The sequence below is a fragment of the Marinimicrobium koreense genome (assembly GCF_003762925.1).
GTDB classification, from domain to species: domain Bacteria; phylum Pseudomonadota; class Gammaproteobacteria; order Pseudomonadales; family Cellvibrionaceae; genus Marinimicrobium; species Marinimicrobium koreense.
Window position 1 is genome coordinate 2,511,900 of sequence record NZ_RJUK01000001.1, and the last position, 15,861, is coordinate 2,527,760.

At 58.3% G+C, this 15,861-nt stretch carries 8 protein-coding genes; 6 read left to right on the top strand and 2 right to left on the bottom strand.

Annotated features, from left to right (window positions below):
- The first annotated feature begins 256 nt into the window (after nt 1-256).
- The 4 genes from EDC38_RS10965 to EDC38_RS10980 all read left to right on the top strand — a co-directional run bounded on the left by EDC38_RS10965 (nt 257) and on the right by EDC38_RS10980 (nt 8,375).
- Nucleotides 257-3,067, top strand: coding sequence for a TonB-dependent receptor (locus EDC38_RS10965; protein ID WP_123638545.1), 2,811 nt, complete (start codon nt 257-259; stop codon nt 3,065-3,067).
- 74 nt (nt 3,068-3,141) lie between these two features.
- On the top strand, nt 3,142-4,632 hold the full coding sequence (locus EDC38_RS10970) for a tryptophan halogenase family protein (RefSeq protein ID WP_123638546.1): 1,491 nt from the start codon (nt 3,142-3,144) through the stop codon (nt 4,630-4,632).
- A 13-nt stretch (nt 4,633-4,645) separates the two neighbouring features.
- Nucleotides 4,646-6,487: a glycoside hydrolase family 13 protein gene (locus EDC38_RS10975; protein ID WP_123638547.1), complete on the top strand. Its 1,842-nt coding sequence runs from the start codon at nt 4,646-4,648 to the stop codon at nt 6,485-6,487.
- 13 nt (nt 6,488-6,500) lie between these two features.
- A complete protein-coding gene (locus tag EDC38_RS10980; RefSeq protein WP_123638548.1) occupies nt 6,501-8,375 on the top strand; it encodes an alpha-amylase family protein in 1,875 nt (624 codons plus the stop codon).
- On the opposite strand, the gene EDC38_RS10985 is transcribed toward EDC38_RS10980, so the two are convergent.
- Complete coding sequence (locus EDC38_RS10985) at nt 8,372-9,277, bottom strand: alpha/beta hydrolase (protein WP_123638549.1); 906 nt, start codon at nt 9,275-9,277, stop codon at nt 8,372-8,374. The two genes, EDC38_RS10980 and EDC38_RS10985, sit on opposite strands and share 4 nt — an antisense overlap.
- A 416-nt stretch (nt 9,278-9,693) precedes the next feature.
- On the opposite strand from EDC38_RS10985, the gene pulA reads away from it, so the two are divergent.
- Nucleotides 9,694-13,188 (top strand): pullulanase-type alpha-1,6-glucosidase, encoded by a 3,495-nt coding sequence (pulA, locus tag EDC38_RS10990; RefSeq protein ID WP_246004387.1) that lies wholly within the window; start codon nt 9,694-9,696, stop codon nt 13,186-13,188.
- A 69-nt stretch (nt 13,189-13,257) separates the two neighbouring features.
- On the opposite strand, the gene EDC38_RS10995 is transcribed toward pulA, so the two are convergent.
- Nucleotides 13,258-14,892 carry a lytic polysaccharide monooxygenase gene (locus EDC38_RS10995; RefSeq protein WP_123638550.1) on the bottom strand — a complete coding sequence of 545 codons (1,635 nt, stop codon included), beginning with the start codon at nt 14,890-14,892 and terminating at the stop codon, nt 13,258-13,260.
- Between the two features lie 299 nt (nt 14,893-15,191).
- On the opposite strand from EDC38_RS10995, the gene EDC38_RS11000 reads away from it, so the two are divergent.
- A complete protein-coding gene (locus EDC38_RS11000) occupies nt 15,192-15,785 on the top strand; it encodes a uracil-DNA glycosylase family protein (RefSeq protein ID WP_246004388.1) in 594 nt (197 codons plus the stop codon).
- The last annotated feature ends 76 nt before the right edge of the window (nt 15,786-15,861 follow it).

Consider the following 15,861-nt stretch of genomic DNA (forward strand, 5'->3'; position numbering starts at 1 on the left):
ACAGCCCCCATGCCAACACTTCTTCCCGAAATGGATTCACTCTGCATACGTATTCAATTGGCTAGTGGCCAAATTCCGGGTTTGAATACGTATGCAATGAATTGCCCGCCTATACCCGATGGGATAGCCTGAGTTTCAGCAGGAAATTAGCGGAACATCGCTGGAACTGGAAACGCCCAAGCTGACAATGATCAGCGACCGGCACCAACGTTTTATCACTGCTCAACCATAATAACCTATGAAAGGGGATTGTTAGATGATGAACACCAAGAAGCTCATTCTGCCTTCCGTGATTGGCTGCCTCGCCGCAGGAATGACCGTTGCTCCCGCCTATGCCCAAGATCAAGAAGCCGGCATGCTCGAGGAAGTGGTGGTAACCGGTATTCGCCGCAGCCTCATGAACGCCATCGCCATCAAAGAGAACTCCTCTTCCATCGTGGAAGTGGTCTCCGCCGAAGATATCGGTAAGCTACCCGATACCAGTATCGCCGAGTCACTGGCACGTCTGCCCGGCCTGGCCGGTGAGCGGGTCAACGGCCGCACCAGCGGTATCTCCGTTCGCGGTTTCAACGAAGACTACGTCGCGACCACCATGAATGGTCGTGAGCTACTCGGCATCGGTGACAACCGTGGCGTTGAGTACGATCTGTACCCTTCCGAAATCATTTCCGACGCCGTTGTCTACAAAACCATGCAGGCTGATCTGGTAAACCAGGGCCTGGGTGGCGTGGTCGATCTGCGCACTCTGCGCCCGCTGGAAAACGATCGCATCATCAGCTTTAACGGCAACTACGAAGTCAACGGCATGGAATCCGCCAACCCGGACTACGATGACACCGGTCATCGCCTGGCCTTCACCTACTCGGACACCTTTGCTGACGACACCATGGGCTTTGCAGTAACCCTGGCCTCCATGGAATCACCCAGCCAGGAAGAGAACGTTCGCATCTGGGGTTACCCCGAAATCGATCAGGGCTTCATCTTCGGCGGTCACGACTCCTACGTTCGCTCTGCCACCATGGAGCGCGACACCGTTTCCAGCGTCTTCCAGTGGGAACCCAACGAAGATCTGAGCGTTACTGTTGATGCGCTGTTCATCGACTTCCTGGAATCCAAAGTCTTCCGTGGCTTTGAAGAGGGTGGCCCGGTATGGGGTGGCGCGAACTACACCGCCGGTGACGTTGAAGACGGCCTGGTCATGAACGGTCAGTTCGACGGTTTCCACAGCGTGATCCGCAACGACGGTGAAGACAAAGAAGGCGAGCTTTACACCTTCGGCTTCAATGCTGAATACCAGATTAACGACACCTGGTCTGCCGAACTGGACTTCGCCACCAGCGAATCCACCAAAGACCTGATCAACATCGAAAGCTACTCCGGCACCGGTCGCGCCGGCACCACCCAGCAGGGTGATCCGGCGGCTCGCGCCTGGCAGCAGGTCTCTCCCGAAGGTGTCATGTTCAGTGAGCACCCCACCATCGACATGCCTGACTACACCGATCCGGCTGCGATCCGTCTCGCTGGTCCGCAGCCTTGGGGCGGCGCCATTGCCCAGCGCATGGGAGGCAAAGACAATGCTCAGGACGGCTTCGTCAACTATCCGAAGTTTGAAGAAGAGCTGGACACTCTGCGCCTGTCCACCACGGCAGCAATCAACGGTGACTTCTTCCAGAGCGTTGAGCTGGGCCTGAACTACTCCGACCGTACCAAGAGCAAGGTCAACTACGGTGCCTTCCTGGTTGCTCCGGGCTTTGACGCCGATGAAGCGCGTGAAGATCAGACCGCTCTGTCATTCACCGACGCAGCACTAGAGCCTTACTATGTCGGCACGACCAACCTGAGTTTCCTGGGCCTGGGCGGCATGGTGGCCTACGACGGCGTGGGCATGTACCGCGACGGTGTGTACACCGAGATCGACGCGACTGAATTTGAAACCGCTCGTCTGGGCGATACCTACTCGGTCACTGAAGAAGTGCTTACCGCTTACGCCAAGACCGACTTCGAAACCGGCATTCTCTCCGGTAACTTCGGCGTTCAGATCATCGACACCGACCAGAGCTCCAATGGTTTCGCCAGTGTCGCTCGTGAAGACGACGACACCGGTCTGGTCAGCGTAGTCGCCACCCCGGTCAGCGGCGGTGATGACTACCTGAAGATTCTCCCGAGTCTGAACATGAACTTCCAGATGACGGACAACCAGATCGTTCGCTTTGCGACTGCCAAGACCCTGTCGCGGGCCCGTATGGACGACATGCGCGCAAACAACACCATCAACTTCAGCTTTGATAACGGCCGTCGCGAAAGCGCCGATCCCGAATTCAGCGCCTGGAGTGGCTCCGGTGGTAACCCGAACCTGCGTCCGCTCGAAGCGGTTCAGACTGACCTGTCCTATGAGTACTACTTCACCAACGACGGTTATGTCGCGGCTTCCTGGTTCTACAAGGATCTGCTCAACTGGCACATCAGCCAGGACGTGATCACCGACTTCGAGCCCTACTTCATCGAAGGCTATCACGATGCGGGTGTGGACAACTTCCAGTCTTTCCAGGGTCCGACCACTTCTATCGCCGAACTGGGTAAAGGCAAGGTGGAAGGTATCGAGTTGCATGGCAGCTTGCCGTTCTACACCTTCAGCGAAACGCTGGACGGCTTCGGCCTCATTGCCGCCGCGACCTTCCTCGACGGCTCCATCGAGTATGACGGTGAGCAGCAGGAAATTCCCGGTCTGTCCGAGGAGTCCTATCAGCTGACCGTTTACTACGAGAAGAACGGCTTCGAGTTCCGCGTCAGTGGTCGCAAGCGTGACGAGTTCCTGACCGAAACCCGCGGTCTCAGCCTGGCGCTGACTCCGACCACGGACCAGGGCTCCGAGCTGTGGGACGCGCAGATCGGTTATGACTTCGGTGCCGGTGGTTTCGACTCACTCGACGGCCTAAGCGTCACCCTGCAAGCGCAGAACCTGACAGACGAAGAAACCGTAGCGGCGGCAGACGAGGATCCGCGCCGGATCACGTCTTACCAGACCTTCGGTGCTAACTACCTGCTCGGTGTGAACTACCAGTTCTAATCAGGGCATGAAGGAGAGCCCCTGCTATAGTGAAGAGCTGTAGCAGGGGCTTTTTTTTGGCTGGAGATAAAGACGTGAATCATTCCATAAAAAACGTACTGATTGTGGGCGGGGGCTCATCTGGCTGGATGGCAGCCGCGGTGCTGGCCCGGTTTTTCAGCAAACAGATACAGATTCAATTGGTGGAATCGAGCGAAATCGGCACCGTGGGTGTTGGCGAAGCCACGATTCCCCCCATAAGAACCTTCAATGACGTATTGGGTATAAAGGAAGCCGACTTCCTGAAGCAGACCATGGGCACCATCAAGCTCGGCATTCAGTTTGAGAACTGGAGCCAACCGGGCGATAGCTATATGCACGCCTTCGGTGAAATCGGGCGTAACCTCGGCATTGCCGGTTTCCATCACTATTGGCTGAAAGCCCGACAGGCCGGTGTGGCCGAAGACTTCTGGCGTTACTCGCTCAACGAGCAGGCCGCTCGGCATAACCGCTTTGCTCCCATGGAAACCATTCCCGGCACTCAGTTTCCGGGGCTTACCCACGCGTATCACCTTGATGCCGGCCTGTACGCACAGATGTTGCGCGCCTACAGCGAAAAGCTCGGCGTCAAGCGCATTGACGGCAAAATTCAGACGGTCGACAAGGATTCCGAGTCCGGCGATATCGCCGCCGTTCAGCTCGAATCCGGTGAACGCCTGGAAGCGGATCTGTTTATCGACTGCTCGGGTTTTCGTGCACTGCTGATCGGTGAAGCGCTGGACGTCGACTTCGAGGACTGGAGCCACTGGTTGCCCTGTGATCGCGCTCTTGCGGTTCCCAGCGAGGCAGCGGAAACCATCACGCCGTATACCCGGGCCATCGCCCACGAGGGCGGCTGGCAATGGCGAATCCCGCTTCAGCATCGCACGGGTAACGGCCTGGTCTACAGCCACCGCCACCTGAGTGACGACGAGGCGACGCATACCCTGTTGTCCAACCTGGACACCCCCGCCCTGGCGGACCCTCGCCCCATCCGTTTCAAAACCGGACGCCGGGTTCAGCAGTGGTGCCAGAACGTCGTGTCCCTGGGCCTGTCCAGCGGCTTTCTCGAGCCTCTGGAATCCACCAGTCTGCACCTGGTTCAACAGGGGCTGACCCGCCTGATCAAACTGTTCCCCCGCAACGGCATACAGCCGAGCGATATTGAAGAATACAACCGGCAGTCACAGATCGAGTTCGAAAAAATCCGTGACTTCATCATCTTGCACTATCACCTGAACAGCAAAACCGACAGCCCGTTCTGGCGCATGTGCCGTGAAGCGCCCAAGCCGGAATCACTGCTTCGGCGCATTGACCTGTTTGCCGGCTCGGGACGGGTGTTTCGCGAACAGGACGAGCTGTTCAGTGAAACCGCCTGGGAGCAGGTCATGATCGGCCAGGGCATTACGCCACAGGACTATCACCCACTCGTGGATAACCTTGAAGATCATCAACTGCGCGAGTTTATGAACTCCTGGCAGCGGATAGTCGACAAAACCGTCGCCCAGATGCCCTCCCACAACGACTTTATTGCCTCTCTCAAGTAGTGGATACCTCATCATGATACGCCTGACATTATTCCTCACCCTGCTCCTTGGAATACCCGCCGCGCTAGCCGATCCCATTGACCGCGTAGAGCCGCCGTTCTGGTGGGCGGGCATGCACAACCCCCACGTACAGCTGATGATTCACGGCGACCGGATTGCCCAGTGGTCTGTAAGCCTGGAGCATCCTCAGGTTGCGGTGACCGATGTGCACCGCGTCGAGAGTGAAAATTATTTGTTTGTCGATCTTGACGTTCGCAGCACCTTTCAGGGCGGGACTGTCACCCTGCAGTTTGCCCATGAAAACGGCGAAAACTTCCAGCATGACTATGCGTTCCACACCCGCCGGAAAGACTCCGCCGACCGCAACGGCTTCAACACCACCGATGCCATTTATCTGATCACCCCGGATCGTTTTGCCAACGGCGACTCGAGCAATGACACCCTTCCGGAGCTCAAAGAAGCCGCGAACCGGGACAGCAGCGTCGGCCGTCACGGCGGCGACCTGGCCGGGATGATCCAGCACCTGGATTACATCGCGGACATGGGTTTTACCGCCATCTGGCCAACCCCCATGCTGGAAAATGATCAACCCGAGTATTCCTACCACGGTTACTCCATCACCGACTTCTATCGGGTAGATCCGCGCTTTGGTGACAATGAGGACTATCGACAGCTCAGCCTGCAAGGCAAAGCCAAAGGCGTCGGGCTGATTCAGGATATGATTCTCAACCACATCGGATCCGGCCACTGGTGGATGGACGATCTGCCCACCGACGACTGGTTGAACTTTCAGGACGAATTCGTCCCCACGACCCATTACCGGACCAGCGTTCAGGACCCTTATGCGGCCGACATCGATAAACAGGAATTTGCCAACGGCTGGTTTGTGAAATCCATGCCGGACCTGAACCAGCGCAACCCACTGGTCGCCAATTACCTGATTCAGAACAGCCTCTGGTGGATCGAGTACGCCGATCTCTACGGCATCCGTACCGATACCTATTCCTACTCCGACAAGGATTTCCTGACCGAGTGGACCCGCCGCATTATGGCGGAATACCCCACGTTCAATATTGTCGGGGAGGAGTGGAGCACCAATCCCAATGTGGTGTCCTATTGGCAGCGCGGCAAAGACAATAAAGACGGTTATGTGTCCTATCTTCCCAGCGTAATGGATTTCCCCATGTACGACGCCCTGCGCACCGCACTGACGGAAGACGAAGCCTGGAATCAGGGTTTGATTCGCGTCTACGAAACCCTGGCGGATGACAACCTCTACGCGGACCCGATGAGTCTGGTCATTTTTGCCGAAAACCACGATACCAGCCGACTGTACAGCCTGATTGATGAGGACGTCGAACGGTTCAATATCGCCATGACCTTGCTGGCCACCATGCGCGGGACCCCTCAATTCTTTTACGGCTCGGAAGTTCTCGCCACCAGCCCGAAGACCCGGGACGACGGCGCCGTGCGCAGTGACTTTCCCGGCGGTTGGGCCGGAGATACGCGCAACGGGTTCACCGGCGAAGGTCTGACGGATACCCAACGCTCTGCACAGGAATACCTTCGTCAGTTACTCAACTGGCGGCAGGAACAGGAAGCTATTCACCACGGTGACCTTCTGCACTATGCCCCTCACGATGGCGTTTATGTGTTTGTCCGCTACACCGAGGAGCAGCGCATTCTGGTGGCGATCAATCACACTGGGGAAACCCGTCAACTCTCCAACGAGCGTTACGCACAGGCCATCAATGGTCACCTTTCGGGTACCGATGCCCTGAGCGGCGAAACCCTGTCCCTGGATAACGATCTGACACTCGAGCCGATGAGCGCGCTAATTCTGGAACTGCACTGACGGAAGCCATGCCATGAAAAAATCCTGGATCGCCACGGCGCTTCTGGCCTCACTGGCCGGATGCGCCCAGTCGCCCAAACCGATCGACAGTACGGACAGCCCGAAAACCCATGCCGGCAAACCCGTGGTCTATCAGATGTTCACCCGGCTGTTCGGGAACACCGAGACCACCAACAAACCCTGGGGCACCCTCGAGGAAAACGGCGTCGGCAAATTCGCTGATATAACCGACACCGCGCTTCGGGAGTTAAATGCACTGGGGGCGACCCATATCTGGTACACCGGCGTGCCCCACCATGCCGTGATCAACGACTATACCGATTACGGCATTTCCCTGGATGACCCGGACGTGGTCAAAGGCCGCGCCGGCTCACCGTATGCGGTCAAGGATTACTACAACGTCAATCCGGATCTGGCCGACAACCCGGCGCAGCGCCTGGCGGAGTTCGAAGCGCTGATCGAGCGCACTCACGACAACGGCCTGAAGGTCATTATCGACATTGTTCCCAACCACGTGGCCAGGGATTACGATTCCATCAGCCGCCCCGAGGGCGTCGATAACCTCGGTGCCCGGGATGATGACTCTGTCACCTATGCCCGTGACAACCAGTTCTACTATGTGGTCGGCGAGCGCTTCAGAGTCCCCGAGCCCGAGGGCGGTTACCAGCCATTGGGCGGCGATGTTCACCCGCTTGCCGACGGCGAGTTCGGGGAGAATCCGGCCAAGTGGACCGGCAACGGCGCCCGCGCCGCCCAGCCGGATTTCAACGACTGGTATGAAACCGTAAAAATCAATTACGGGGTAAGACCCGACGGTACCAACGACTTCCCGCGTCTGCCGGACGACTATGCCGAACGGTCAATCCAGGCTCATCACGCTTATTGGCAAGAGCAGGACCTGCCGGACTCCTGGTACAAGATGCGCGACATTGCCCATTACTGGCTAGACAAGGGCGTTGATGGTTTCCGTTACGACATGGCGGAAATGGTACCGGTGGAATTCTGGAGCTTTCTGAACGCCTCCATCAAAGTGAAATACCCCGACGCCTTTCTGCTCGCGGAAATTTACAATCCGGACGCCTACCGCGATTACATTCACCTGGGGAAGATGGACTACCTCTACGCCAAGGTGGATATCTACGATACTCTGAAGCCCATCATGCGCGGCGAAGCCGGTACCGATACCCTGCCTCCGGTGCGCGACGCGCTCGCGGACATCGATCAGCACATGCTGCTGTTCCTCGAGAACCACGATGAGCAACGCATTGCCCACCCGGAATTTGCGGGCGACGCACAAAAAGGCAAGCCGGCCATGGTGGTCTCCGCGCTCTGGGGACGGGGCCCGGCGATGATCTATTTCGGACAGGAAGTGGGCGAAGACGCCGATGAAGATGCCGGTTTCGGCAAAGCCAGCCGGACCACCATTTTCGACTACTGGGGCGTGCCCGCCCACCAACGCTGGATGAACGACGGCGCCTTTGACGGTGGCCAGCTCAGCGAGCAAGAGGCCGCGCTGCGCGAGTTTTATCAGCGCGTGTTACGCCTGGCACGGGAGGAGCCCGCCGCCGGTGGTGAGATCATGGACCTGCACGACTACCAGCGTGAGCACAGCAATAGCTACACTGCCGAGCTTTACACCTGGGCCCGTTGGTCGGGCCCACAACGGTGGCTGCTTGTCAGTCACTTCGGCGACCAGGCAGCAACCGAGGTGGCCTTGAGGCTCCCGCGCGAACTGATCGCGGAGTGGCAGTTAGTGCCGGGGCAGTACCCGCTTCGGGATCGGCTCAATCCAGATCGCAAAGCGACCCTGACGGTGGACGAGCAAGGCGCGGGCACCGCGCTCCACCTGGAGCCACTATCATCTGTCGTGCTGGAACTTGAACGCTAGTCAATATCCAACAGAAACCGCAGCGGAATACCCAGCCGGGCGCGCCACGCCGCTTCACTGTGAGGCGCGCCGTCAAAGCGAAGGCTCTGCCAGTGCGCACCGCGCCGATAACCTTTGGCCACCATGATACGGTCCATGTCCCGCTGATAGGGTTCGTAGGCCGCATCCAGCGTTTCAGTGCCATGATCGAAGTACCAACGGTGAACGCCCGGCTCCGGCAGATGGGTTTCAAGATACCGGATCAAGGCACCATCGCCGGCGGGCCAATGGCTCGACAGACAGGCAGCGGCGCCAAAAACGTCCGGATGCTCCGCAACGGCATAGGCCGACAGCAAGCCCCCCATGCTGGAGCCCATGATGACGGTATGCTTGAGGTCCGTTTTGGTAGCGTAGTGCCGGTCGATAAACGGTTTCACTTCCTCGACGAGGAAGCGCAGATAAGCATCGGCCCGCAACGCTGACTGCGCCACATCCGGAACACCGTGTATGCCCATGGACACCGCGCTTTGAGTCTGCGCTTGTTCAGGCATGTATTCGGCAAATCGCTCCGGCGTGTTCCAGATGGCCACTACAATCGGAAGCGCGATATCAGACTCATCCGCCAGACGCGCCAGGGTTTCATCCAGCCCCCATTCCTCACCGCCGTAAGATTCCTCTGCTCGAAACAGGTTCTGACCGTCCTGCGCGTAGATGACCGGATAACGTCGGTTCGTTTGCGGGTCATACCCTGGCGGCAGCCAGACATCGACCGTGCGTGCGGGAACCTGGTCGGACGGAAAGGCTTCATAACGATGAAGCGTCCCGAACGAAAGATCGTCATCAATCAGCCGGTGCTCGGGCGCGGCGGACACGCACCCGGTCAGTAGCATTACAAAGCACCAGAGCGGTAAAAATACTTTCATAAGCGACCTGATATTTATCAAAAGGAATTATGGCAATGGGCCATTTTTAGAACCAAATGCGGTAACGCCGGTTCAAGGCACCCGAAGGATAACTCGAAATCCCCGCCGCGCAGAAAATGCATACGTATTCATTACGGTCCGACGAACTGCATACGTATGCAGGCTATTGAGCAGTCCGTCGCCCCGTTCTACGATGAATTCATGGTTTGGGAACTCTCCTTCCTTGCCAGCCCAGGATCACTCTTGGGCCGCTTTTTGAAACCTTACGGTTTTACCCTACTCTCTCATTGCTTTGTGTTGGGAAACTTTGGCGCAGTCTACTGCGCCTTTTTTTTACCCGGCCGTTCGTGCTGTCGATCCTGTCCGGTCGGGTACCAATAAACATAACAGTAACCAGTAAGCTTGGAGATACAATAATGAACGATAACACCCGCAACGACCGGGCAATGCCCCGGTGGCTAATGCATAGCGCACGCGCCCTACCCATGATCGCTCTGGCGATCGGCGCTCAAGCCGACCATACCTCAGACCCCTCAAGTGTCAGCATCCCGGGTAATCTCAACCCCGCGATGGGCTGCCCGGGCGAGTGGCAACCGGACTGTACCGATGCCGCCCTTGACGAAGACGCGGATGGTATCTGGCGCGGCAGCTTCACGCTTCCGGCCGGGGATTACGAATACAAGGCAGCCATCAATGGCGGTTGGGATGAAAACTACGGTGCGAATGCCACCTCCGGCGGTGACAACATTCCGCTGGGCGTGCCAGAAGAGCAGGACGTCCGTTTTTACTACAGCCACGAGAGCCATTGGGTCGCCGATAGTGTCAATGACGTCATCGCGGCCGCGGTCGGCGACTTCCAACAAGCGTTGGGCTGCGAAAGCAATTGGGCGCCGGACTGCATGATTGCCTGGGTTCAGGACATCAACAACACCGGCATCTACCAATACACCACCACTGATATTCCCCCCGGAAACTACGAGGCAAAAATCGCCCTGAACGAAACCTGGGACGTGAGCTACGGTGTAGACGGTGGCAATGTGCCTTTTACCGTTGAAGCGGACGGCGAAGAAGTCACCTTCACCTACAACAGCCTGGACAATAGTGTGTACGTGGGCGATGTGATTTCCGCTGGCGATCTGAGCCAATCCAAAGCGTACTGGCTGAACGAGAACACCATTGCCTTCGCGGTCACACCGGACGCCAATGTACAACTGCACTTCGATCCTCAGGCGGACATGACCAGCAGCCCCGAGGGCATTTCTGGCGGCGAAGCCATCACGCTGACCCACGATGCCAATGACATGAGTGATGCGCTGGCCGAAAAATTCCCCCACCTGGCCAACTACCCCGTGTTCACCATTGCCGAGGCGGACCTCGAACAGATTGGTGACATTCTGAAAGGGCAGATCGCCGTGTCGGCCAGCAACGAGGACGGCAGCCTGGTCGATGCCACCGGCGTGCAGATTCCGGGCGTGCTGGATGACCTGTACACCTATGACGGCGACCTGGGCCCGGTGTATGACGGTGATGTCCCCAGTGTGCATCTGTGGGCTCCGACCGCACAGAACGTCACTTTCCTTCTTTACCCCGACAGCCACACGGATACCGCGCCCACCGAGCTCCCCATGACGTTCAACGCAGAGACCGGCGTGTGGAGTATCACCGGCGATGCGAACTGGGATCGGCAGTACTATCAGTTCGACGTGGAAGTGTACGTCCCGCAGACCGGAAACATTGAAACCAACCGCGTGACCGACCCTTACACCCTGAGCGCGAGCACCAACGGCCAGCGCAGCCAGCTGGTCAACCTGGATGATGACGACCTCAAGCCCGAGGGCTGGGATAACCTGGCGAAGCCGACCTTCACCGCACCCGAAGACATGGTGGTGTACGAAGTGCATGTACGCGACTTCAGTGTCAGCGACAGTGAAGTACCGGAAGCCTATCGCGGCAAGTTCAAGGCCTTTACCGTCTCGGACAGCCTGGGCATGACCCACCTGAAGTCCCTGCAGGAAGTCGGCCTAAGTCACGTCCACCTGCTTCCCGTCAACGACTGTGCCACCATTCCGGAAGATCCGGCCGACCAGCTAACACTTCAAGACGACCTGTCCCAGTACGCCCCGGACAGCACCGAGCAGCAGGCGGCGGTCAATGCGATTCGCGGCAGCGATGCCTTTAACTGGTGTTACGACCCGCACCACTTCAACACCCCGGAAGGCAGTTACGCCACCGACCCGGATGGCGTGGCCCGCATTCTCGAATTCCGCGAAATGGTACAGGCACTGAATGAAGCCGGACTGCGAGTGGTGGTCGATGTGGTCTACAACCACACCAGCCAATCCGGCCTGGGGGACAAATCCGTTCTGGATAAAGTGGTACCCGGTTATTACCACCGCCTGAACAGCAGCGGCAATATCGAGCGCAGCACCTGCTGTGAAAACACCGCCTCCGAGCACGCCATGATGGAAAAGTTCATGGTGGACTCACTGATGACCTGGGCCGAGCTGTATAAGGTCGACAGCTTCCGCTTTGACCTCATGGGCCATCACAGCAAAGCCAATATTCTCAAGGTAAAGGAGCAGTTGGCCACACTGACCGAGGAAGATCACGGTGTTAATGGTGAGCATATTTACCTGTATGGCGAAGGCTGGAACTTCGGTGAAGTGGCCGACAATGCCCGCTTTGAACAGGCCACCCAGATCAATATGGCCGGCACTGGTGTGGGCACGTTCAACGATCGCTTCCGCGACGCGGTACGCGGCGGAAGCCCGTTTGACAGCGACGTCAATCATGTCATCAACCAGAGTTTCATCAATGGTCTGTATTACGACCCCAATGCCGAGAATGACGGTAGCGCCGACGAGCTGGAGTGGTTGCTGACCAGTACCGACCGCATCCGCATTGGTCTGGCCGGTAGCCTCAAAGACTTTGCGTTTATCGATTGGCAGGGGAACGAGGTGACCGGTGATTACGGCGCCGCCGTGGGCTACACGCTGGACCCGCAGGAGTCAATCAATTATATCGAGAAGCACGACAACGAAACCCTGTTCGACATCAACCAGTACAAGATCCCGCTGGATCGTACTCCGGAAGATCGGGTACGGGTGCACAACATGGGTACCAGCCTGGCGTTGCTCGCTCAGGGCGTTCCGTTCGTGCAAGCAGGCCAGGAGCTGATGCGTTCCAAGTCCATGGATCGTGACAGCTACGATTCCGGCGACTGGTTCAATCTGCTGGATTACAGCTATCAGCAGAACGGCTGGGGCCGTGGCCTGCCGCCGGCCCACTCCACCGAAGCGAGCTGGGATACGATTCAGCCCCGGCTGGCGGATGAGACTCTGGCGGTGGACGAGGCGCATATCCTGAGCAGCCTGGCGCACTTCAAAGAAATGCTGGCCATCCGTCACAGTTCAAAACTGTTCCGCCTGGAAACCGGCGCTGCGATTAACGAACAGGTGAGTTTCCACAACACCGGTACCGAGCAGAAACCGGCACTGGTCGCCATGCACATTGCCGATGGCAGTGAAGACCTCGACCCGGAACGGGATGCGGTGATGGTATTTTTCAATGCCCATGTGGACGCTCAGACGTTGAGCTCCGAAGACTGGACCGAAGCAGGGTGGGAACTGCATCCGCTGCAGCAGGCGTCCAACGATGAAACCGTTAAGGGCGCCACCTTTGATGCCGACACCGGTACCTTTACGGTACCCGCACGGACCACCGCGGTGTTCCAGATTGCCCAGGCCGATACCGGCGACGATGACGACACCGACGGCGGCAATGACGACGATACCGATGGGGACAATGAATCTCCCGAACCGGATCGCGGCAGCAGCGGCAGTGCCAATTCCGGATTGTTGTTGATGTTGCTGGCGCTAGCCGGGATTCGCCTGGTATCCCGCCGGAGCTGATCTGACGACGCTAAAAAGAATCCGGGGGTGACACCACCCCCGGATTTTTTTTGCTCACACTCCCGGTGATCAGTCGCAGATGTCGCCGGTCACCTCGGGGGTTTCAGCACTGCCGGTACCCTGGAAGCCAAATTCCACAGAGCTTCCCGGTGCAATACTCGCATTCCAGCTCATATTGCTCGCCGTGTACGGGCCCGTCCCCGACAGTTCGGCACTCCAACCATTGGTCACCTGGGTGTTGCCGCTGTAATCCCAGGACACTTCCCAACCGTTGATGGTCTCGGAACCGTTATTGGTAATCACAATACCGGCCACGAAACCGGAGCCCCAGTCGCTATTGATAACGTACTCGCAAGTAGCGCCGCCGTTTCCGTTGTCACCACCGTCACCATCATCCGCTTCGTCCACCTGCAGGAAGGCGCCGCTGTAGGCGGACGGCACTTGCGCGTACACACGGTTTTCCGTGGCGCTCTGAGTCGGCTCGACGTCACCGTCATCGTTCAGCACACCAACCCGTACATCGGTGTTCTCCCCATTGACGGCCTGAGCGAGCTCATAGGTCCAGACGGCGGCGTCACCATTGTCGACCACAAATGGTGTGCTCGGCAGGTAAACATCCGTCCCCTCATTGGTCACCAGGCGCAACTGCACTTCGTCGCCCGCACTGAGCGTTTGCGCCGCGTTGGTCAGCGGTGCCACATCTTCCCAACTGGTGCCGGTGGAGGGTACGTGACTGAAGCTGAAGGCGTCAGTGTCCGAACCATCGGCATTGCTGACCTGAACCCGGACGGTCACGTCGCTCTCAGACTGCGGCTCGGCCAGAGTCAGTACCGTGCTGGCGTCCGAAGTACTGCTCAGGGAGTACAGAGCGCTGTTGCTGGCTTCGACGCTCCAGTTATAGCTGAGGTTGCTGCCGGATGAGCCAGAGGCGCTGAGCTGAATCTCGCCGGCACCGGCAAACACGCTGTTTGCCGGCGAAGCGGTCAGATCAGCCACGACCGGATCCGGTTGCGGATCGCCCCCGTTGTCACCATCGAACTGCACGTCAATACAGCCGTGGAAGCGCTCGTAGGTATAGTAGTTGCGCCCCCATTCCCCGTAGATCACATGCCGCCCGGTACGCTCCGGCACCACACACTCGGTATGGAACAGCGAGCTGCCCTTCTCCGGTGTAATGTTCGGCGTGGCGCCGGGGTTTGTGTCGTCATAGCCGGTGAGGTCACAGAAAGGCTCACTCTCAAAGTCGTCCCAGGTCAGCGGCTTGCCCACCTCATACTGGAAATCCGGCTTGGTGATGTAGTAGACGAATTCTTCGGTGTCATCAAAGTGCGGGCCCCAGGAAATGTCCCAGGTGATGGTCAGAGGCCCGGGGCTGATTTCATTGGTGGGCCAGTCAATGGGCTTGTCCCACGGGGTGGCGCCGCCCTGCCAGGTCTCACTGTCGAAGCCACAGACATTGTCCGGCAACGGAGACACACCTTTACGACCCAGATCGTGAGTGAGCACACTCATGAACTGGTAACCGCCCTGGAAGTCACCTTCAAATGCTTCAGCACAGGCACTGCCCGCCGGAGCTGTATCAGGTTTGGTGATAGCGCCACAGGTCCAGTTGCGTGACGCCGGTTCCGACATCACGCCATGCCCCATCACACTGGCGGACAACATCAGGGTAAATGAACCGAATAACAACGATTGGTACCGCATAGATAGTCCCTCTTATAGTCAATTATTAAATAACGATTTCGGGTACAACAATCCCACAAAGCCTTACGGCTCTGGTGCCGAAACGGGTTGGGATCGACGGTAGCTTCGTGTTTTTGGCGGGAAAAAAATATGAAGCCGGACACATCTCGTACAACCCGTGACCGACATTTCAACAAGTGGGCACAAAAGTCCACAGGCCATCGGGGCTGGCATAAAACTCAACCCATCATCCGGCACGACAGGGGCGCGCTAAAGGCTTTACAATTTCCCGAGCCCAGACCACCGAGAGAGGTACTCGCTTGCCAACATCCTACGACGACTGGCAACCACTGCTGGACGACGTTCGCCGCTGCACCCTGTGTGCCCCCTCACTCCCCCTGGGGCCCCGGCCGGTCCTGCAGTTTCACCCGGACGCCCGCATCCTGGTAGCCGCTCAGGCGCCCGGACGGCGGGTGCACGATACCGGGCTGCCGTTCAATGACCCCAGTGGCGACCGGCTCCGGGACTGGATGGGCATCGACCGCGAAACCTTTTACGACCCCACCCAACTGGCCATCATCCCGATGGGCTTCTGCTACCCGGGCAAGGGCCGCTCCGGCGACCTGCCGCCGAGGCCCGAATGTGCCCAGACCTGGCACCACCACCTGCTGGCGCAACTGCCCAACCTGGAATTGACCCTGGTGATCGGCCAATACGCCCACGCCTACCATCTGGGCAAGAGCCGCGAAAGCCTGACCCAGCGGGTGACCAACTGGCGGGACTACTGGCCCGATAAGCTGCCCATGCCCCACCCCAGCCCGCGCAACAACCTGTGGTTGCGGCGTAATCCGTGGTTTGAGGCGGAGGTGGTGCCGACACTGCGGGCGCGGGTGTCCGACCTGTTACACCCATAACCATGGAAATTGGCGCTAAATTGCCTTAGCCTTGAACCCATTCGACGTGCGGAGTTCTAACCGCCTGAGCTACCGG